The sequence below is a fragment of the Aliihoeflea sp. genome (genome assembly GCF_052435475.1).
Classification (GTDB): Bacteria; Pseudomonadota; Alphaproteobacteria; order Rhizobiales; family Rhizobiaceae; genus Aliihoeflea.
Genome location: NZ_JBQVMV010000006.1, coordinates 149,900 through 168,144, shown reverse-complemented (window position 1 = coordinate 168,144; position 18,245 = coordinate 149,900). Strand labels below are relative to the sequence as shown.

The following is an 18,245-nucleotide window of genomic DNA, read 5'->3' as shown; positions in this document are numbered from 1 at the left end:
CGCAAAATCCTCGTCACGCTCAATGCAATGCTGCGGTCGAAAACACCATACGCGGCATGAAACAATACAGTTGCCGGCTCTAGCCTCGCTTCGCTCGGACTTCGGCCGGGATGACGCCCATCACCGCTGACGCAGGGGTCATCCCGGAACGGGGGCGGCGCGAAGCGTCGGGGCCGTATCCGGGAACCATTCCGTGGTCTGTCAGGCAACCTTGCGCACGATCACACTGCCCGCAGAATATCCCGCGCCGAAGGAGCAGATGACGCCGAGGCTGCCGGCCGGCAGGTCCGCCGAATGGCGGGAGAAGGCGATGATGGAACCGGCGGAGGAGGTGTTGGCGAACTCCTGGAGGACATTGGGCTGCTCGTCGCGGGTCGGCTCGCGGCCCATGACCTTGGCGCCGATCATGTCGTTCATGCCCTTGTTGGCCTGATGGAGCCAGAGGCGCGACAGCTCGCCGGGCGCGATGCCTTCGTCGGCCAGATGGGTGAGCACCAGTTCGGCCACCATCGGGACGACCTGCTTGAAGACCTTGCGGCCTTCCTGGCGGAACTGCATGTCGCGCCGGTCTTCCATGTGGCCTTCGCGCGTGCGGCGCAGGAAGCCGTTATTATTGCGGATGTTGTTGGAGAACTCGGTCAAACAGCGGGTCGACAGGATCTCGTAGGCGTTCGTCGACGTCGCGTCGTCGAGGCGCTGGAGGATGACGGCGGTGCAGACGTCGCCGAAGATGAAGTGGCAGTCGCGGTCGCGCCATTCCTGATGGCCGGACGTGATCTCGGGATTGACCATCAGGATCGCGCGGGCCGAGCCGGAGCGGATCATGTCGGCGGCGGCCTGGATGCCGAAGGTGGCCGACGAACAGGCGACGTTCATGTCGAAGGCGAAGCCCTTGATGCCGAGCGCTTCCTGCACCTCGATCGCGATCGCCGGATAGGCGCGCTCGTGGTTGGAGGCGGCGCAGATGACAGCGTCGATGTCGGCGGCGGTCAGGCCCGCCTGGTCCATCGCCTTCTTCGCCGCGTCGAGCGCGATCTCGGCCATGATGGAGATGTCGTCGTCGGCGCGTTCGGGCAGACGCGGATGCATGGTTTCGGGGTCGAGGATGCCCGCCTTGTCCATCACGTAGCGGCTCTCGATGCCGGACGCCTTGACGATGAATTCCTCGCTCGACATCGGCATCGCCGCGCGCGTACCTGCCTCGATCTCGCCGGCATAGGCCGCATTCTGCCGCGTCGCATAGTCGTTATAGGAAGCGACCAGTTCGGCATTGGTGATGGTCTCTTGCGGCGTGAAGATGCCCGTGCCCGTAATGGCGACCTTGTGCATGATTTCTCCCGTACCAGCGGCAGGCTGCGTGCTGCATTTGGCTGACAAATAGGCCAAAATGAGAAAAGGGCAAAGCGGGAAGGTTTCGCGCGGGGGCTGGCCAATCTAAATCGATTAGAGTATACGAAACGGAACGACAGCAGCGAGCCTTGAACGCATGACCAGCACGACCATCCCCGTCGAGCCCTTCGATTTCGTCGTCTTCGGCGGCACCGGCGACCTTGCCGAACGCAAGCTTCTGCCCGCGCTCTACCAGCGGCAGAAGGCGGGGCAGTTTTCCGAGCCGACACGCATTTTCGGCGCCTCGCGCTCCGAGCTTTCCGACGACGCGTTTCGTGAGTTTGCAAAAAAGGCGATCGCCGAGCACGTGCCACCAGCGGATATCGACCAAGTGCAGGTCGAGCGCTTCCTGAAGCGCATCGCCTATGTGCATGTCGATGCCAAGTCGGGCGATGGTTTCGACCGGCTGAAGGATGCGATGGGCGAGACGGACCGCATCCGCGCCTTCTATCTGGCGGTCGCGCCGGCGCTTTTCGGCGACATCGCGGCAAACCTCGAAAAGGCGGGCTTAGTGACGCCGGCAAGCCGGATCATCGTGGAAAAGCCGATCGGGCGCGACCTCGCCTCTGCCAGGGCGCTGAACGATGCGATCGGCCGCGTCTTCGACGAGCAGCAGATCTTCCGCATCGATCATTATCTCGGCAAGGAGACGGTGCAGAACCTGATGGCGCTACGTTTTGCCAATGCGCTCTACGAGCCGCTGTGGAACTCGGCACATATCGACCATGTGCAGATCACCGTCGCCGAGGCCGTGGGGCTCGAAGGGCGTGTCTCCTATTACGACAAGGCGGGCGCGCTGCGCGACATGGTGCAGAACCACATGCTGCAGCTTCTGTGCCTCGTCGCGATGGAAGCACCCGCCGCGCTCGACGCCGATGCGGTGCGCGACGAGAAGCTGAAGGTGCTGCGTGCGCTCAAACGCGTCAACGGCAGCGATTCGCCGAAGCTGACCGTGCGCGGACAGTACAAGGCCGGCGCATCGGCGGGTGGCGCGGTCAAATCCTATGCCGACGAGCTCGGCCATGACAGCGAGACGGAGACCTTCGTTGCGATCAAGGCGGAGATCGAGAACTGGCGCTGGGCGGGCGTGCCGTTTTATCTGCGCACCGGCAAGCGGCTGGCAGAGCGCGTCTCGGAAATCGTCATCGAATTCAAGCCCATCCCGCATTCGATCTTCGAGGAAAGCGCCGGCAATGTCGTCGCCAACCAGCTCGTGATCCGGCTCCAGCCCGACGAGGGCGTCAAGCAGTTCATCATGATCAAGGACCCCGGCCCCGGCGGCATGCGGCTGCGCAACGTCGCGCTCGACATGAGCTTCGCGCAGGCCTTCGACGTGCGCAATCCCGACGCCTATGAGCGGCTGATCATGGACGTGGTGCGCGGCAACCAGACGCTGTTCATGCGCCGCGACGAGGTGGAGGCGGCGTGGCGCTGGATCGACCCGATCGTCGAAGCCTGGGACGAAAACCAGCAGGGCGTGCAGGGTTATACGTCGGGGACGTGGGGGCCGTCGGGCTCCATCGCGCTGATCGAGCGCGATGGGCGGACGTGGCACGAGAGCATCTGATGCGTGAGTTTGCCGATTCGGATGCAGTGGCGAAGGCGCTGGCGGGGGATGTCGCGGGCCGGTTGGCGGAGGCGATTGCGGCGCGCGGGCGGGCGGTGCTGGCGGTTTCGGGCGGAACGACGCCGGTGCGGTTTTTCGGCGAATTGGCGAAGGCGGCGATCGACTGGAGCAATGTGATCGTGACGCTGGTCGACGAGCGGTTCGTGCCGCCGTCGCATGAGCGCTCGAACGAGAGGCTGGTGCGGGAGAATTTGCTGATCGGACGGGCGGCGGAGGCGCGGTTCGTGCCGATGTATTTCGATGCTGGGAGCGTCGAAGAGGCGGCACGGCTGGCGAGTGAAGCGGTTTCCAGGTTGATGCCGGTGGATGTGCTGGTGCTGGGCATGGGGACGGATGGGCATACGGCTTCGTTGTTTCCGGACGCGGTGGGGATTGCGGAGATGTTGAGGCCCCCCGCTCCGTCTCGGGCTGCGCCCGAGCCACCTCTCCCCCCGTTGGAGGGCGAGGAAACGCCAAGCACGGATGTCGTGTTGCCCGTTTATGCGCCGAGTGCGGGCGAGGCGCGGTTGACGTTGTCTCTTGCCGCCATCTGCAAAGCGCGCGCGGTTTTCCTACATATCGAGGGGGCGCAGAAGCGGGGCGTGCTGGAGCGCGCGGCCGCCGAGAAGCTTCCCGTCGCGGCCGTTCTCGCGGCTGCCGAAACACCTGTCGTCACCTACTGGGCGCCATAGAAAGTCGAGCGATCATGAGCCTCCACCAGACCGTCGCCGCAGTCACCGACCGCATCCGCGAGCGCTCGCGGGGCGCGCGGGAAACCTATCTGGAACGCGTCGAGGCGCAGATCTCGCGCGGGGTGCATCGCTCGACCTTGTCGTGCGGCAATCTCGCCCACGGTTTTGCCGCCTGCGCGCCGTCCGAGAAGGCGGCGCTGGCTGGCGACGTCGTGCCCAATCTCGGCATCATCACCTCCTACAACGACATGCTTTCGGCACATCAGCCCTTCGAGACCTATCCGCAACTGATCAAGGATGCCGCGCGCGAGGCGGGCGGAGTCGCTCAGGTTGCGGGCGGCGTGCCGGCGATGTGCGACGGCGTCACGCAGGGCCAGCCGGGCATGGAACTGTCGCTGTTTTCGCGCGACGTGATCGCGATGGCGACGGCCGTGGGCCTTTCGCACAACATGTTCGACGCGGCGGTCTATCTCGGTGTCTGCGACAAGATCGTGCCGGGGCTGACCATCGCGGCCTTCACCTTCGGCCATCTCCCCGCGATCTTCGTGCCGGCCGGGCCGATGACGACCGGCTTGCCCAACGACGAGAAGGCGCGCATCCGCCAGCTCTATGCCGAAGGCAAGGTCGGGCGCGCGGAACTCCTCGAGGCGGAATCGAAGTCCTATCACGGGCCTGGCACCTGCACCTTCTACGGCACGGCGAACTCAAACCAGATGCTGATGGAGATGATGGGGCTGCACACGCCCGGCTCCTCCTTCGTCAATCCGGGCACGCCGTTGCGCGACGCGCTGACGCGCGAGGCGGCGAAGCGCGCGCTGGCGATCACCGCGCTCGGAAACGAATTCACGCCGGTCGGGCGGATGATCGACGAGCGGTCGATCGTCAACGGCGTCGTCGGGCTGCACGCGACGGGCGGGTCGACAAACCACACGATTCATCTGATCGCGATGGCGGCCGCGGCCGGCATCAAGCTGACATGGCAGGATATTTCGGAGCTTTCCGACGTGGTGCCGCTTCTGGCGCGCGTCTATCCGAACGGGCTTGCCGACGTGAACCGTTTCCACGCTGCGGGCGGGCTTGGCTTCCTCATCCGCGAACTTCTGGACGCCGGCCTTGCGCATGAAGACGTGAAGACCGTTTGGGGCGAAGGGCTACGGCCCTATGCCGTCGAGGCGAAGCTGAATGCCGACGGCACCGTGACGCGCGAGCCGGCGCCGGCCGTCAGCGGCAACGACAAGGTGCTCGCCCCCTTCCCCAAGGCGTTCCAGCCGACGGGCGGGCTGAAGGTGCTGAAGGGCAATCTCGGCGCCGCGATCATCAAGACCTCCGCCGTCAAGCCGGAGCGCCGCGTCATCGAGGCGCCGGCGAAGGTGTTCGACAGCCAGGAAGCGCTCAACGCCGCCTTCAAGGCGGGCGAACTCGACCGCGATTTCGTCGCCGTCGTGCGCTTCCAGGGGCCGAAGGCGAACGGGATGCCGGAGCTTCACCGCCTGACGACCGTGCTCGGCGTTCTGCAGGACCGCGGCCATAAGGTCGCGCTCGTCACCGACGGGCGCATGTCGGGTGCATCGGGCAAGGTGCCGGCGGCGATCCACGTGACGCCCGAGGCTCTCGATGGCGGGGCGATCGGAAAGATCAGGGATGGCGACATCGTGCTGGTCGATGGCGAGGCCGGTGCGCTGCAGGTCGAGGTGGATGCGGCGGAGTTGGCGGCGCGGGTGGGGGACGTGCCGAATTTGTCTGGGAACGGGTTCGGGCTCGGGCGGGAATTGTTCGAGAATTTCCGGCAGGTGGCCGGACGGGCGGATCAGGGCGCGGCGGTGTTTTGAGGACAGGTTTTCTCTGAAGAAGACCCCCACCCTGCATCGGCGGGGGGGGGGGCCGTGTCCTCGATCTCGGCGCCACGTGGAAGCGTCGTTACCCCCCACCCTTTATCCCTCCCCACAAGGGGGAGGGAGGGCATCCACGTTGCATCTCATCCTTCAATCGAGGAGCAACTTTGACGAATACAGCACAGCGCCCGCGACCTCCCTCCCCCTTGTGGGGAGGGATGCAGGATGGGGGTAGTCTCGCGCGGCCGTATCAGAATTCCGAGATGTCCCTGTCCTCATCCCGCCGCAGCCTTGCCGCTCCCGCACCTTGCGGCGAAAGCACCGGCACGAACACGCGGCGCGAGGCGCGCTGGGTTACGGGGAGGCCCTGGTAGACGCGCTTTTGCGCTTCGACCACCAGTACGCCGGCGAAGACGGGCCAGAACCGGCGGCCGGTACGCTCCAAAAGCGAATAGAGGCGCATCATGAAGCGGCGTTCCATCGGCGGGAAATGCAGGGCGTCGGACCAGGGGCCGGGGGTGAAGTTGGCGTCGCGCAGGAGGCTCGATAGCTGCCCCTTCGAGAACGGTCGGCCGGTGCCGAAGGGCGTGTGCTCCATGCGGGCCCAGACGCCGCGTCGGTTCGGCACGACCAGCACCAGACGGCCGCCGGGCGCCAGCACGCGCCACATCTCGACCAGCATCTCGCGCGGGTTTTCCGCATGTTCGAGCGCATGGACGAGGAGGATGCGGTCGACGGAGGAATCGTGCAGCGGCAGTTCCTCCTCGAAGACCAGCGCGGTGGTGCACGGCTTGCCTGCCGGCCAGGGAACGGAGCCCTGCTGCGCCGGCATGAAGGCGAAGACGCGGTCGGCGTCGGTGCCGAACCGCTCCAGCCAGGGCAGCGCGTAGCCGAGGCCGACGAGGCGCTCGCGGCTCAGATTCGCCCAGACCGACGAGATGCCCATGGCAATCGACCGCTCGGCGAGCTTGCCGAGCATGGTGGCATAGAAGGCGCGCAGGTCGACGATGTCGTTTCTCATGGCGACAAGGTAACTGCCGGAAGTGACATTGCAAATGCGCGGCCTTATCGTTCCCCCAACAGGAAAGGAACGATCTTCATGGGACTGCAAGTCGAGCAATTCATGTGCCGCACCGACAATTTCGGTATCCTGATCCGCGACGAGGCGACGGGGACGGTCGGGCTGATCGACGCGCCTGAGGAGGGGCCGATCCTCGAGGCGATCGAGCGGACGGGCTGGACGCCGAGCGTCCTTTTCGTGACGCATCACCATCCCGACCATGTCGAGGCCAACCAGGCGTTGAAGGCGCGGTTCAAGCTGAAGATTATCGGCCCGAAGGCGGAAGCGGCGAAGATACCGGGCATCGACGAGGCGGTCGAGGAAGGCTCCGACCTCTCTTTCGGGGAGGAGCGCGTGCGAGTGATCGAGACGCCGGGGCATACGGCGGGGCATGTCTCCTACGTCTTCGAAAAGTCCGGCGTTGCGTTCACCGCCGACACCCTGTTCGCGCTTGGCTGCGGGCGGCTGTTCGAAGGGTCGGCGGCGACGATGCACGCATCGCTCAACAAGCTGGCCGCCCTGCCCGCTGAGACGCGAGTCTATTGCGGCCATGAATATACGCTCTCCAATGCCCGCTTCGCGATGACCATCGATCCGACCAACCCGGCGCTGAAAGCGCGGGTGGCGAAGATCGAGGCGCTGCGCGCGCAGGGCAAGCCGACGCTGCCAACGACGATCGGAGAGGAACTCTCGACCAACCCGTTCCTGCGCCCGCACGACCCTGCGATCCGCAAGGGGCTGGGAATGGAGACGGCGAGCGATGCGGAGGTGTTTGCGGAGATGCGAAAGCGGAAGGACGTTTCGTAAGGCGGGCGCCCCCTCCGTCGCTTCGCGCCACCTCCCCTGTGAACGGGGGAGGATTTCGGCCCCGCTAAGCGAGCACGCCGAGCACGATCGCGATCTGCGCGGCGATGTAGGTGATCCAGATGGCCGGGCCGGTGACGGTGCGGTGCGGCGCGTCGGGCGCGAGCAGGAAGCGTTCGGTGGCGAGGATGGCGTCGGAGGCGATGAAGAGCACGGCGCCGACCATCACGGCAGGCGACTGCGTGGTGAAGGCGGCGACGCCCATGGCGACGATGGCGAGCATGTAGGCGAGGACGGCCGGGCGCATGGCGGTTTCGAGGGCGGGCCAGAGTCGCGTCAGCATGACGGTGCCGAAGGCGCAGATTGCGAGTGCGGCGGCGAGGCGCCACGGCTCGGAGAGGAGGATCGCAAGGCCCGCGCTGCCGGTCGCGAACAGCGCGACATAGGCGACATGCGCCGCGAGAAACGCGCCGAGGCCGGCGAGGAAGAAGCGGTCGTCGTCTTCCTGCGCGAGCGCCAAATCGCCGAGTGCACTCAAGGCCAAAGCGGCGGTGAGGAGCGACGGTCCGCCTTCGATGAAGCTCAGCCAGGCGAGCGCGGCGAGCGGGAGGGTCTTGACCGCGCTGCGCCGCCACGAGACCGGCAGGTTGCGGGCGTAGAGGTAGATGATCGCGGCGAGGATCGCGAGGATGAGCGCGCCGTTGGACTGGCTCTCGAGGCCTCCCGGAAAGGGCAGCATCAGGCTTCGACCGTGCGGCGGCGGGAGAACATGTTCTTCGCTGCCAGTGCGGCGCCGGCCGTGATCAGCAGGCAGGCGGCGAGGATGTGCGTGGTGGCGGCGGCCGCGCCGGCGGCGATCAGCACCAGCGTGGACAAGAGCGGCGCGGCATAGCTCGCCGCGCCGAGCACCTGGATGTTGCCGTGCTTGACGCCATGGTCCCAGGTGTAGAACGCCGCGCCGACCGGCATCAGGCCGAGGCCGAGGACGGCGAGCCATTGCCCTGTCCCTTGCGGCCAGATCGTCTCTTCGAGCGCGACATGGCAGGCGAAGGAGAGGAGCGCGGTGGCGAGGCAAAACCATGTGACCATGGAGGTCGGCACGGCCGCGAAACGGCGCGACAAAAGCGAATAGCCGGCCCAGAAGACGGCGCAGATTGCGGCCATCGCATAGCCGAAGGCATAGGTCGCGTCGAAGGCGAGATTGCCGCCATTGGTGACGATCAGGAACGTGCCGGCAAGCCCCATCAGCGCGCCGGCGACATGGTGCCAGCCGAGGCGTTCGCCGGGCATCAGCGCCGAGCCGAGCACGATCAGCAGCGGCCAGAGATAGGCGATGAGGCTCGCCTCGACGGCCGGTGCGTTGCGCAGGGCGGTGAAGTAGAAGAAGTGGTAGCCGAACAGCCCACCGATGCCGACGAGCCAGACGATGGGCGGGATGCTCACCCGTTCGCGCGGCGGCGCGACGATGCGCATTGCGAGGCCGACGAGCGTGCCTATGGTGAAGGTGAGGCCGGAGAGCAGGAAGGGTGGGACATTGCCGGACGCAGCGGTGAAGAGCGCAAGCAGCGCCCACATGATGACCGCCGTGAAGCCGATTGCCGTTGCCCGCGCCATGGTGTGTTCCCGTTTGGTGGTGGCGTAGCGCGGGTGGGGTGTGGGTGCAAGTGAGGGCGTTTGTCAGGTTGCGGCAGCGGGACCGTCGAGGCATGGACCACTGTGACGAGCACAGGGGTCCATGCTTGGGCGGTTCTGTTGCGCAGACCCCCACTCCGGCCCTTTGAGCCACCTCTCCCGCTCAAAAGTTCAGGCGGCGATGAAGACCCCCACTCCGTCGCGCTTCGCGCGCCACCGTTCCGGGGCGAGCCACTTGTCTCGCCCGTCCTTCGGACCCCCCTCAAAGGGGGCACTGTTTACACGGAGCGCGTTTCGGATTCTTCTTTCTGGGTGATTTGCCTTGGAGGGATGGAATGCGGTGTTCTGGATGTGATGGGACTGACTTGATCAAGCGCGGCAGGAAGGCTGGCCGTCAGCGTTACCAGTGTCGTGCCTGTGGGCGCTACAGCACGGACAGCCAGCCCAAGTTCTCAGCCCAGACCAAGGCGATGGCGATCGAGATGTATATGAACAGCATGGGCATCCGGGCGATCGGCCGGGTGCTCGGTGCATCGCCCGCTGCGGTGCTGAACTGGATTCGCAAGGAGCATGCGGCCATGCAGCCCAAGCTGGCCCAGGCTTTATCGACCGATACCGGCAAGGCGGATGTGATCGAGATGGACGAGATCTACACCTACGTCCAAAAAAAGCCCGCCGTGCGGTGATCTGGACGGCCTACAACCGCCAGCACCGGCGGGTCGTCGCCTATCATATCGGTGACACGGGCGTGCACAGCGCCATCGCCATCTACAAGCTGGCCAAGGCGGCCGTCGGTCAGATCAGCGCCATCTTCACCGATGCCAACTCCTGCTACCGTCTCGCCTTCGAGCGCATCGGGGCGAGTGAACCGCACCAGCAGACCAAGGCGCAGACCCACCTCATCGAGTCCTCGAACGCCTCCTTCCGAGACAATATCGCGCGCTTCAACCGACGAACCAAGCGCGCTTCCAAGTCCCAGAACATGCTCGAAATCACCCTCGACATCTTCCTCGCCAGAAAGCGACTTCAGAGTCCGAGTTGAACAGCCCCGTGCACGGGGGAGGAACTGAGGGCGCGGCCGGCTGCGACGTAGATTCTCCCCTGCGAAGCGGGGGAGGTGGCCCGAAAGGCCGGAGGGGGCGCTTGCCGATCAGGCTGCCGTCTCCCGATAAAACCGCCCGAGCAGGATCGGCGTCAGGTACATCGGGATCTGGTAGCAGCCGATGAAGAGCAGTAGCGGGTCGGTCACCGTCGCCGGCAGGGCTGCGATGAAGAGCGCGATGTTGCGATTGCCGGCGACGATGCCGAGCGGGGCGGCGAGGTGGCGGCGGTGGGTCGCGCGCAGGGCGATGGCGGCTGCGATCTGGAGGCCGAAATTCGCCGCGAAGACGACGACGAGCGCCAGCGCCAGTGCGGCCGGGTCGTCGAAGATCGCCGGGCCCACCGCAGACATCAGACCGATCACCACGACGCCCATCAGGACGGCCGACGCGCCATCTATCGCGACCAGCGTTTCGGGCGCGGGAGCGCGCAGGATTGTGGCGCGGAGGGCGAAGCCAAGGCCGGTCGCGGCGAGGATCAATGCGAGAAGCCGGGCGGCGGCGGCGAATACATCCGCCAGATTGCCGAGATCGGGCGTCAGCCAGAAGACGGGGATGACGGTCAAGGGCAGGAGCGCCGTACCGACGACGAGCTGGCGCAGCGCCGGCGCGGGGTCGTTGCCGGTCATCAGCGTGATGTTCGGGCTGCCGGAGATCGGCGAGGCGGCGAGCATGAGGATGATGGCGGTGGCGAAGACGCCGCTCCAGCCGAAGGCCATGAAGACCATGATGGCGACAAGCGGGAACACGACCTGATAGAGCCCGGCGATGCCGACCGCCGCACCGAAGTCGCGGGCGGCACCGAAGGCCGCGCGGGGGCCGATGCGAAGGGCCGCGACGAACAGCATGGCAGCGACGAGTTCGGGTATCCACGGCCGCATCGCGAAGGCGAGGCCGGGCAGGGCGATGCCGGCGACCAGCCCGGCGATGAGGATCGCCCGGCCGTGAAGCGCGGCGAACCGCAGCAGGATCATGCCGCCGGCGTGACGCCCCGAACCGGGCGAACCTGTTCGGGAAGCCAGGTCGCAAGCTCGGGGAAGGCGACCAGAAGCAGGATCATGCCGAACATGATCAGGAACATCGGCAGCGCGGCACGCGCGATGTAGCTCATCGGGTGGCCGGTCATGCCCTGCAGCACGAAGAGGTTGAAGCCGATGGGCGGCGTGATCTGCGCCATCTCGACAACCACGACGATGAAGATGCCGAACCAGATCAGGTCGATGCCGGCCTGGCGCACCATCGGCTCGACGATGGCGATCGTCAGCACCACGATGGAGATGCCGTCGAGGAAGCAGCCGAGGATGATGTAGAACACCATCAGCACCATGATGAGCTGGAACTGTGTCAGTTCCATCGATCCGATGAAGGCGGCGAGGCCGCGCGGCAGGCCGGTGAAACCCATGGCGAGCGTCAGGAAGGCGGCGCCGGCGAGGATCAGCGCGATCATCGCGGAGGTGCGCGTTGCGCCCATCAGACTTTCCACGAAGACGGACCAGGTGAGCGAGCGCTGCGCGGCGGCAAGCACCAGCGCGCCGACGACGCCGATGGCGGCGGCCTCGGTCGCGGTGGCGAGGCCGGTATACATCGAGCCGATGACGAGCAGGATCAGGAGCAAAACGGGAACGAGGAAGCGCGAGCGCTTCAGCTTCTCACCGAAGCTGATCTTTGGCTCGGGGACGGGCGTGTAGGTCTTCGAGATCTGCGAGACGCCGACGACATAGAGCATGAAGAGGCCGGCGAGGACGAGGCCCGGGATGATACCGGCGATGAAGAGCGAGGTAATCGATTCGTTGATCGAGACGCCATAGACGATGAGGGTCAGCGAGGGCGGGATCATCAGGCCGAGCGTGGCGGCGCCGGCGAGCGTGCCGATGACCATTCGCTCGGGATATTGCCGCTTGCGCAATTCCGGAATGGTCATCTTGCCGACGGTGGTCAGCGTGGCGGCAGATGAGCCGGACACGGCGGCGAACACGGCGCAGCCAGCAATATTGGTGTGCATCAGTCCGCCGGGCAGGCGCGCCATCCACGGCGCAAGGCCCTTGAACATGTCTTCCGACAGGCGGGTGCGAAAGAGGATCTCGCCCATCCAGATGAACATCGGCAGGGCGGTCAGCGTCCAGGAGGAGGCCGAACGCCAGACGGCGGTCATCATCGCATCGCCGGTCGGGCGCATGGTGAACATCTCCATGCCGACATAGGCGACGCCGAGCAGCGCAAGGCCGATCCAGACGCCCGAGCCGAGCAGGAGGAAGAGGACGAAGAGAAAGATGCCGATCGCGTAAAAGGGTTCCATCGGCCTATTCCGCCCTGCTCTGTTCTTCGATGCCGGCGCTGATGTTGTCGCGGCCGGTCAGAAGGAGTGTCGCCAGATTGTCGACGAAGCAGATGGCGAGGATGATCGCGCCGACCGCGACCGGCGTCTGGACGATCCACAGCGGCGTCGCGTCCTGCGCTTGGCTGATGTCGCCCAGCCGCCACGACCAGTAGACGGCCTTGCAGGCATACCAGGCGAGGAATATGCCCGCGGCGGAGGCGACGAGGAGGCACCAAAGTTCGCCCCAGAAGCGACGCTCGCCGAGGGCGTTGATCAGCAGGCCGACGCGGATATGGGCACCGCGGTTCAGCGTGTGGGCGAAGGCGAGGAAGGATGCGGCGGCCATCAGGTAGCCGGCATATTCCGCCGGGCCATGGACCGAGATGCCGGCCCAGCGCGCCGCGACCTGCACCATGATCACGATCAGGATCGCGACGAGGCAAAGGGCGGCGAGGAAGCCGGCACCGTCATAGATCGCATCGAGCGACCGGCGTATCACGCGCCCCGCGCCATTCATGTCCTGCTCCGCTTTGCCGGAAAAAGAGAAGGACCCGGCGTGCCGCCGGGTCCTCGTTCGGTTGGGCGCTTATTCGGCGCGGTAGGTTTCGACGATGGTCGCCCCGGCTTCGCCGGCGCTTTCCACCCATTCGGTCGTCATCGTCTCGCCGAAGGCTGCGAGTTCGGCGCGCAGTTCGTCCGACGGCTCGGCGACGGTCATGCCGTTCTCCTCGAGCGTCTTCAGATAGCCGGCCGTCAGTTCCTCGGCCTTCGCGTTGCCGGTCTCGCCGGCTTCGCTCGCGCAGGTCATGAGCGCGTTGCGGCTTTCCTCGTCCAGCGCCTCGACGGCATCCTTGTTGGCGAACACGACATTGCGCGGCAGCCATGCCTGCACGTCGTAGAAGTGTGTCAGGTTTTCCCAGGCCTTGGAATCGACGCCGGTCGAGCCGGACGACACGAAGCTTTCAACGACGCCGGTCGACAGGGCCTGGCTGAGTTCGGCCGCCTCGATCTGCACCGGCGCCATGCCGGCGAGTTCGGCGATGCGGGCGGTCGCGGCGTTGTAGGCGCGGAACTTGACGCCCTGAAGGTCGGCCGCCGAATTGATTTCCTTCTTGGCGTAGAGACCCTGGGGCGGCCAGGCGACGGCGTAGAGGTAGACGAGGTTCTGCTCGTCGAGAACCTTGGTCATTTCCTCGGTGGCCGCGTCCCACAGCTTGTGGGAATCGTCGAAGGAGGTGGCGAGGAAGGGAATGGAATCGACGCCGAAGAGCGGGTTCTCGTTGGCGTGGGCCGAGATCAGGCGTTCGCCGATCGGCGCCTGGCCGGTCTGGATCGCGCGCTTGATGTCATTGCCGGCAAAGAGCGCGCCGTTCGGATGGGTGACGATCTCGAGTTCGCCGCCGGTGGCGTCGGTGACGCATTGCGCGAAGACGGCAGCGTTCTCGGAATGGAAATTGGTCACCGGATAGGCGAGCGGCATGTCCCATTTTTCGGCGAAAGCGGCGCTCGATGCCATCGAGACGATGGCCGTCGAGGCCAGCACGGATGCAATTTTCTTCATTTTCGACCCTCTTCCTGTTGCCCTTGGGGCTGTTCTTCTGACGAGAAACTTCAAGCTTCAATCAAAGCGCGCGGGCGCGTAGGGCGCAAGGTCAATATTCGGCTTGGCGCCAGAAATAAGCTGCGCCAGCAAACGACCGGTCTTCGGACCGCCCGTCAGGCCGACATGATGATGGCCGAAGCCGAGCCATGCGCCGGCGACCTTCGGCGCCGCTCCGATCAGCGGAATCGAATCCGAAGGGGCCGGGCGGTGGCCCATCCATTCCTTCGTCTCCTTCCACGTCAGGTCGGGGATCGCCGCGCGGATGTTGCGCATCAGGAGGTCGAAGGGCGCGCGCGAGGGCGGGGCGTCGAGGCCGCCGAACTCGACGATGCCGGCAAGGCGCAAGCGGTTCTCCATCGGCGTGACGACGAATTTCGCTGCCGCGATCATCGCCGGCGAGCGCGGCATGGCGCTCGGTTCCCACAATTCCAGATGATAGCCGCGCTCGCTTTCGAGCGGCACGTTGACGCCGAGTTTCGCGGCGAGCGCCTTCGACCAGACGCCGGTCGTCAGCACGACGCCGGAACAGGCGATCGTCTCGCCGCCGGCGCGCAGGCCGGTGACGCGGCCGTTTTCGATGACGAAATCATCGACACTCGCCTTGATGATCTCTGCGCCGTTCGCCTCGGCATGGGCGGCGAGGTCCTTCACGTAGCGGCCGGGATCGGCGATGCGGCCATGGTCCTTCAGGCGGATGCCGAAGCCGTTGGCGGGCGAGAAGACGGGGTCGTAGGCGCGCAGGGTAGGGCCTTCCAGTTCATCCCATTCAAAACCGTGGTCGCGGCGGATCGACCAGCCGAAGGCGTCGGCGGCGAAGGCTGCGCGGTCGCCGTAGAGGAACACGTAGTCGGATGGGACCAGCCACTTCGCGGCGTCGGTGCCGGCAGCAAGCGCCTGGTGGTCGGCGAGGCTGTCGCCGATGATCGGGTGCAGGGCGGCGGCGATGCGACGGGCCTCGTCAGCGGTGGCGTGGGAGAGATAGCGTCGCAGCCAGGGGGCAAGGCGCGGCAGGTAAGACCATTTGAGAAAAAGCGGCTGGTCGGGACTGAAGAGCATCCCCGGCGCCTTCTTCAAGAGGCCGGGAACGGTGACCGGTACGATGGCGGCCGAGGCCAGCACGCCGCCATTGCCGTAGCTCGTGCCTTCGCCCGGCCCGGCGCGGTCGACGAGGATGACGTGATGGCCGGCGCGCTGAAGCCAGATGGCGGTCGATACGCCGACGATGCCCGCGCCGACGATCGCGATCGGCTTTTCGTTCGAGGTTTTTTCCATGTGCGGATAGCGACCCAAGCCTTCCTTCGGGTCAAGCCGTCTGGCGACATTTCCACCGGCGTGGCAAAGGAAAGGCATCGAATGGAGACGTGACATGCACGCGACGGGCGGCAAGGCGATCTACGGGGCGGCGGTCGGGATATTGATGCTGGAGGCCCGGTTTCCGCGGATCGTCGGCGACATGGGCAATGCACTCTCATGGCCGTTTCCGGTGCGCTACAAGATCGTGCGCGGCGCTTCGCCGGAGCGGGTGGTGCGGCGGAACGCGGAAGGGCTGCTCGACGATTTCATCGCGGCCGCGCGCGAGCTCGTTGCCGACGGGGTCGACGGCATAACCACCAATTGCGGGTTCCTGTCGCTGTTCCAGGAGGAACTGGCGGATGCGGTCGGCGTGCCGGTCGCGACGTCTGCGCTGATGCAGGTCGCGCAGGTCAACAGGCTTTTGCCGAAGGGCAGGCGGGCGGGCATCCTGACGATTTCGAGTTCGACGCTGACGCCGCTGCATCTGGAGAAGGCCGGCGTGCCGGCGGGGACGCCGGTGGGCTCGACCGAAGGCGGACGTGAATTCACCCGGGCGATCCTCGGTAACGAGATGACGCTCGACGTGGAGGCTGCGCGGGCCGACAATGTCGCGGCGGCGCTGCAGCTTCAAGCGGACAATCCGGACCTCGGCGCGATCGTGCTCGAATGCACGAACATGGTGCCCTATTCGGCCGACACTCGTGCCGCGACCGGATTGCCGGTTTTCTCGATCGCCAGTTTCGTGACGTGGTTCCAGTCCGGGCTGGCGCCAAGGGTATTCTGAGAAGCAAAAAGGCCGGGCATCGCGCCCGGCCTTCAGATGAACTCGGCCATGCCGGGGGCCCGTTGACTACGCCAACTCCCCGGCGTTCGAGCCCTGCCATGATGCCACTGGCATCATGGCTTTCGCTTCGCGAAACCGGGCTCTCACCCCTGAGGCTGCGGCTCCAGACCGCCGGGCTCCTCGCCGCCCTTCTTGTCTTCCTTGCGACCGCCGGCCTTGGGCACGGTCGAGCCGCGCGTCGGCGGGGTGTCGTCGCCCATGTCGCGGGCCGGCTTCTCGCCCTTGATCAACTGGCGGATTTCGTCGCCCGACAGCGTCTCGTATTCGAGCAGGCCTTCGGCGATGGCGAGCCAGCCATCGCGATGGTCGGTCAGGATGCGGCGAGCCTCGGTATAGGCCTCGTCGATCAGCCGACGCACTTCGGCGTCGATGATCTGCGAGGTTTCCTCGGAGATGTTCTGCGTGCGCGCGACGGAGTGGCCGAGGAAGACCTCTTCCTGATTTTCGCCGTAGGCGACCTGGCCGAGCTTGTCGGAGAAGCCCCAGCGCGTGACCATCGCGCGGGCGAGCTTGGTCGCCTGGTCGATGTCGGAGGAAGCGCCGGAGGTGATGTTCTCCTTGCCGAACTTGATCTCCTCGGCGACGCGCCCGCCCATCATGATGATGAGGCGCGAGACCATGTATTTGTAGCTCATGGAATAGCGGTCGCCCTCGGGCAACTGCATGACCATGCCGAGCGCGCGGCCCCGCGGAATGATGGTCGCCTTGTGAAGCGGATCGGACGAGGGGACGTGCAGGGCAGTGATGGCGTGGCCGGCCTCGTGATAGGCGGTCAGCTCCTTCTCGGCCTGCGTCATGGCATTGGAGCGGCGCTCCGCGCCCATCATGATCTTGTCCTTGGCGTCCTCGAACTCCTGCATGGTCACGAGGCGCTTGTTGCGCCGTGCGGCCATCAGGGCGCTCTCGTTGACGAGGTTGGCGAGATCGGCGCCCGAAAAGCCGGGGGTGCCGCGTGCGAGGACCTTGAGGTCGACATTCGGCGCAAGCGGCACGTTGCGGACGTGGACCTTGAGAATCTTCTCACGGCCGGAGACATCCGGGTTGGGAACGACGACCTGACGGTCGAAGCGGCCGGGGCGCAGGAGCGCGGGATCGAGAACGTCGGGGCGGTTGGTCGCGGCGATCAGGATGACGCCTTCATTGGCCTCGAAGCCGTCCATCTCGACGAGAAGCTGGTTCAGCGTCTGCTCGCGCTCGTCATTGCCGCCGCCGAGGCCGGCGCCGCGATGACGGCCGACGGCGTCGATTTCGTCGATGAAGATGATGCAGGGTGCGTTCTTCTTGGCCTGCTCGAACATGTCGCGCACGCGGGATGCGCCGACGCCGACGAACATCTCGACGAAGTCGGAACCGGAGATTGTGAAGAAGGGCACGTTCGCTTCACCCGCGACGGCACGCGCGGTGAGCGTCTTGCCGGTGCCGGGGGGGCCGACGAGCAGCACGCCGCGCGGGATCTTGCCGCCGAGGCGCTGGAATTTCTGCGGATCGCGCAGGAACTCGACGATTTCCTCGAGGTCCTGCTTGGCTTCGTCGACGCCGGCAACATCCGCGAAGGTGACGCGGCCATGCGCCTCGGTCAAAAGCTTGGCCTTGGACTTGCCGAAGCCCATCGCCCGGCCAGAGCCGGACTGCATCTGGCGCATGAAGAAGATCCAGACGCCGAGGATCAGGATCATCGGCAGCCAGGACAGGAGATAGCCGAAGATCGAATTCGAGCCGTCGGCCTCGGGACGGGCGTTGATGGTCACGCCGCGCTCTTCGAGGCGCTGGACGAGATTGGCCTCGTTCGGCGCGTAGGTCTGGAAACCTTGCGAGGAGTCGCCATAGGTGCCGGTGATGCGGTTGCCGGTGATGGTCACCGACTGGACGCGGCCGCTATCGACTTCCTGGATGAATTCCGAATAGGGCACCTCGCGCGCGGCGCCGCGCTGCTGGGGCGCCTGGAACAGATTGAAAAGCGCGATCAGAAGGACGGCGATCACCGCCCAGAGCGCGAGGTTGCGATAATTCGGATTCATCGTCCATCCCGTTCATGCCCGCAGGTCGCGGGCAAAGTGCCAAGCCAAGAGCTTC

General features: G+C 65.8%; 17 protein-coding genes. 7 read left to right on the top strand and 10 right to left on the bottom strand.

Translation table 11 applies throughout. The features are described 5' to 3' along the window. Positions 1-201: 201 nt before the first annotated feature. Positions 202-1,329 (bottom strand): beta-ketoacyl-ACP synthase III, encoded by a 1,128-nt coding sequence (locus tag ACT6QU_RS09950; RefSeq protein ID WP_444565960.1) that lies wholly within the window; start codon positions 1,327-1,329, stop codon positions 202-204. Positions 1,330-1,486: 157 nt separating this feature from the next. Between ACT6QU_RS09950 and zwf the strand changes: the two genes are divergently transcribed. Genes zwf through edd form a run of 3 tightly spaced genes read left to right on the top strand, consistent with a single transcriptional unit; the run spans position 1,487 to position 5,516 of the window. Next, entirely contained in the window at positions 1,487-2,956 is a 1,470-nt protein-coding gene (gene zwf, locus ACT6QU_RS09945; RefSeq protein ID WP_444565959.1) for a glucose-6-phosphate dehydrogenase, read from the top strand. Then, the gene (pgl, locus tag ACT6QU_RS09940; protein ID WP_444565958.1) at positions 2,956-3,687 is read left to right on the top strand and encodes a 6-phosphogluconolactonase; all 732 of its coding nucleotides are present in this window, start codon (positions 2,956-2,958) and stop codon (positions 3,685-3,687) included. Before zwf ends, pgl begins: the two co-directional genes overlap by 1 nt. Positions 3,688-3,701: 14 nt before the next feature. Next, on the top strand, positions 3,702-5,516 hold the full coding sequence (edd, locus tag ACT6QU_RS09935; protein WP_444565957.1) for a phosphogluconate dehydratase: 1,815 nt from the start codon (positions 3,702-3,704) through the stop codon (positions 5,514-5,516). Between the two features lie 253 nt (positions 5,517-5,769). On the opposite strand, the gene ACT6QU_RS09930 is transcribed toward edd, so the two are convergent. Continuing rightward, a complete protein-coding gene (locus ACT6QU_RS09930) occupies positions 5,770-6,540 on the bottom strand; it encodes a class I SAM-dependent methyltransferase (RefSeq protein WP_444565956.1) in 771 nt (256 codons plus the stop codon). Positions 6,541-6,618: 78 nt separating this feature from the next. Between ACT6QU_RS09930 and gloB the strand changes: the two genes are divergently transcribed. After that, positions 6,619-7,386 carry a hydroxyacylglutathione hydrolase gene (gloB, locus tag ACT6QU_RS09925; RefSeq protein WP_444565955.1) on the top strand — a complete coding sequence of 256 codons (768 nt, stop codon included), beginning with the start codon at positions 6,619-6,621 and terminating at the stop codon, positions 7,384-7,386. A gap of 64 nt (positions 7,387-7,450) precedes the next feature. On the opposite strand, the gene ACT6QU_RS09920 is transcribed toward gloB, so the two are convergent. Beyond that, positions 7,451-8,122: a lysoplasmalogenase gene (locus ACT6QU_RS09920; RefSeq protein ID WP_444565954.1), complete on the bottom strand. Its 672-nt coding sequence runs from the start codon at positions 8,120-8,122 to the stop codon at positions 7,451-7,453. Further along, entirely contained in the window at positions 8,122-8,997 is an 876-nt protein-coding gene (yddG, locus tag ACT6QU_RS09915; RefSeq protein WP_444565953.1) for an aromatic amino acid exporter YddG, read from the bottom strand. The genes ACT6QU_RS09920 and yddG overlap by 1 nt, the downstream gene beginning before the upstream one ends. Before the next feature lie 353 nt (positions 8,998-9,350). Between yddG and ACT6QU_RS09910 the strand changes: the two genes are divergently transcribed. Then, positions 9,351-9,701 carry an IS1/IS1595 family N-terminal zinc-binding domain-containing protein gene (locus tag ACT6QU_RS09910; RefSeq protein ID WP_444836874.1) on the top strand — a complete coding sequence of 117 codons (351 nt, stop codon included), beginning with the start codon at positions 9,351-9,353 and terminating at the stop codon, positions 9,699-9,701. Continuing rightward, entirely contained in the window at positions 9,698-10,057 is a 360-nt protein-coding gene (locus tag ACT6QU_RS09905) for an IS1 family transposase (RefSeq protein ID WP_444836873.1), read from the top strand. The genes ACT6QU_RS09910 and ACT6QU_RS09905 overlap by 4 nt, the downstream gene beginning before the upstream one ends. 108 nt (positions 10,058-10,165) lie before the next feature. Here ACT6QU_RS09905 and ACT6QU_RS09900 read toward each other — a convergent pair whose 3' ends face one another. The 5 genes from ACT6QU_RS09900 to ACT6QU_RS09880 all read right to left on the bottom strand — a co-directional run bounded on the left by ACT6QU_RS09900 (position 10,166) and on the right by ACT6QU_RS09880 (position 15,325). Continuing rightward, positions 10,166-11,089, bottom strand: coding sequence for a hypothetical protein (locus ACT6QU_RS09900; protein ID WP_444836738.1), 924 nt, complete (start codon positions 11,087-11,089; stop codon positions 10,166-10,168). After that, positions 11,086-12,411 carry a TRAP transporter large permease gene (locus ACT6QU_RS09895; protein WP_444836739.1) on the bottom strand — a complete coding sequence of 442 codons (1,326 nt, stop codon included), beginning with the start codon at positions 12,409-12,411 and terminating at the stop codon, positions 11,086-11,088. The genes ACT6QU_RS09900 and ACT6QU_RS09895 overlap by 4 nt, the downstream gene beginning before the upstream one ends. 4 nt (positions 12,412-12,415) lie before the next feature. Further along, complete coding sequence (locus ACT6QU_RS09890) at positions 12,416-12,949, bottom strand: TRAP transporter small permease (protein WP_444836740.1); 534 nt, start codon at positions 12,947-12,949, stop codon at positions 12,416-12,418. 69 nt (positions 12,950-13,018) lie between these two features. Further along, a complete protein-coding gene (locus tag ACT6QU_RS09885) occupies positions 13,019-13,993 on the bottom strand; it encodes a TRAP transporter substrate-binding protein (protein WP_444836741.1) in 975 nt (324 codons plus the stop codon). A gap of 57 nt (positions 13,994-14,050) precedes the next feature. Further along, complete coding sequence (locus ACT6QU_RS09880) at positions 14,051-15,325, bottom strand: NAD(P)/FAD-dependent oxidoreductase (protein WP_444836742.1); 1,275 nt, start codon at positions 15,323-15,325, stop codon at positions 14,051-14,053. A 76-nt stretch (positions 15,326-15,401) separates the two neighbouring features. On the opposite strand from ACT6QU_RS09880, the gene ACT6QU_RS09875 reads away from it, so the two are divergent. Continuing rightward, positions 15,402-16,112 (top strand): aspartate/glutamate racemase family protein, encoded by a 711-nt coding sequence (locus ACT6QU_RS09875; protein WP_444836743.1) that lies wholly within the window; start codon positions 15,402-15,404, stop codon positions 16,110-16,112. A 143-nt stretch (positions 16,113-16,255) separates the two neighbouring features. Here the strand turns inward: ACT6QU_RS09875 and ftsH are convergent, their stop codons facing one another. Then, a complete protein-coding gene (gene ftsH, locus ACT6QU_RS09870) occupies positions 16,256-18,190 on the bottom strand; it encodes an ATP-dependent zinc metalloprotease FtsH (RefSeq protein ID WP_444836744.1) in 1,935 nt (644 codons plus the stop codon). Between the last annotated feature and the right edge of the window lie 55 nt (positions 18,191-18,245).

Coding starts and splice junctions, on each gene's coding strand:
- ACT6QU_RS09875 (WP_444836743.1), top strand. CDS start 15,402: ATGCACGCGACGGGCGGCAAGGCGATCTACGGGGCGGCGGTCGGGATA.
- ACT6QU_RS09895 (WP_444836739.1), bottom strand. CDS start 12,411: ATGGAACCCTTTTACGCGATCGGCATCTTTCTCTTCGTCCTCTTCCTC.
- zwf (WP_444565959.1), top strand. CDS start 1,487: ATGACCAGCACGACCATCCCCGTCGAGCCCTTCGATTTCGTCGTCTTC.
- ACT6QU_RS09910 (WP_444836874.1), top strand. CDS start 9,351: ATGCGGTGTTCTGGATGTGATGGGACTGACTTGATCAAGCGCGGCAGG.
- ACT6QU_RS09885 (WP_444836741.1), bottom strand. CDS start 13,993: ATGAAGAAAATTGCATCCGTGCTGGCCTCGACGGCCATCGTCTCGATG.
- ACT6QU_RS09950 (WP_444565960.1), bottom strand. CDS start 1,329: ATGCACAAGGTCGCCATTACGGGCACGGGCATCTTCACGCCGCAAGAG.
- gloB (WP_444565955.1), top strand. CDS start 6,619: ATGGGACTGCAAGTCGAGCAATTCATGTGCCGCACCGACAATTTCGGT.
- pgl (WP_444565958.1), top strand. CDS start 2,956: ATGCGTGAGTTTGCCGATTCGGATGCAGTGGCGAAGGCGCTGGCGGGG.
- ACT6QU_RS09920 (WP_444565954.1), bottom strand. CDS start 8,122: ATGCTGCCCTTTCCGGGAGGCCTCGAGAGCCAGTCCAACGGCGCGCTC.
- ACT6QU_RS09890 (WP_444836740.1), bottom strand. CDS start 12,949: ATGAATGGCGCGGGGCGCGTGATACGCCGGTCGCTCGATGCGATCTAT.
- ACT6QU_RS09930 (WP_444565956.1), bottom strand. CDS start 6,540: ATGAGAAACGACATCGTCGACCTGCGCGCCTTCTATGCCACCATGCTC.
- ftsH (WP_444836744.1), bottom strand. CDS start 18,190: ATGAATCCGAATTATCGCAACCTCGCGCTCTGGGCGGTGATCGCCGTC.
- edd (WP_444565957.1), top strand. CDS start 3,702: ATGAGCCTCCACCAGACCGTCGCCGCAGTCACCGACCGCATCCGCGAG.
- yddG (WP_444565953.1), bottom strand. CDS start 8,997: ATGGCGCGGGCAACGGCAATCGGCTTCACGGCGGTCATCATGTGGGCG.
- ACT6QU_RS09900 (WP_444836738.1), bottom strand. CDS start 11,089: ATGATCCTGCTGCGGTTCGCCGCGCTTCACGGCCGGGCGATCCTCATC.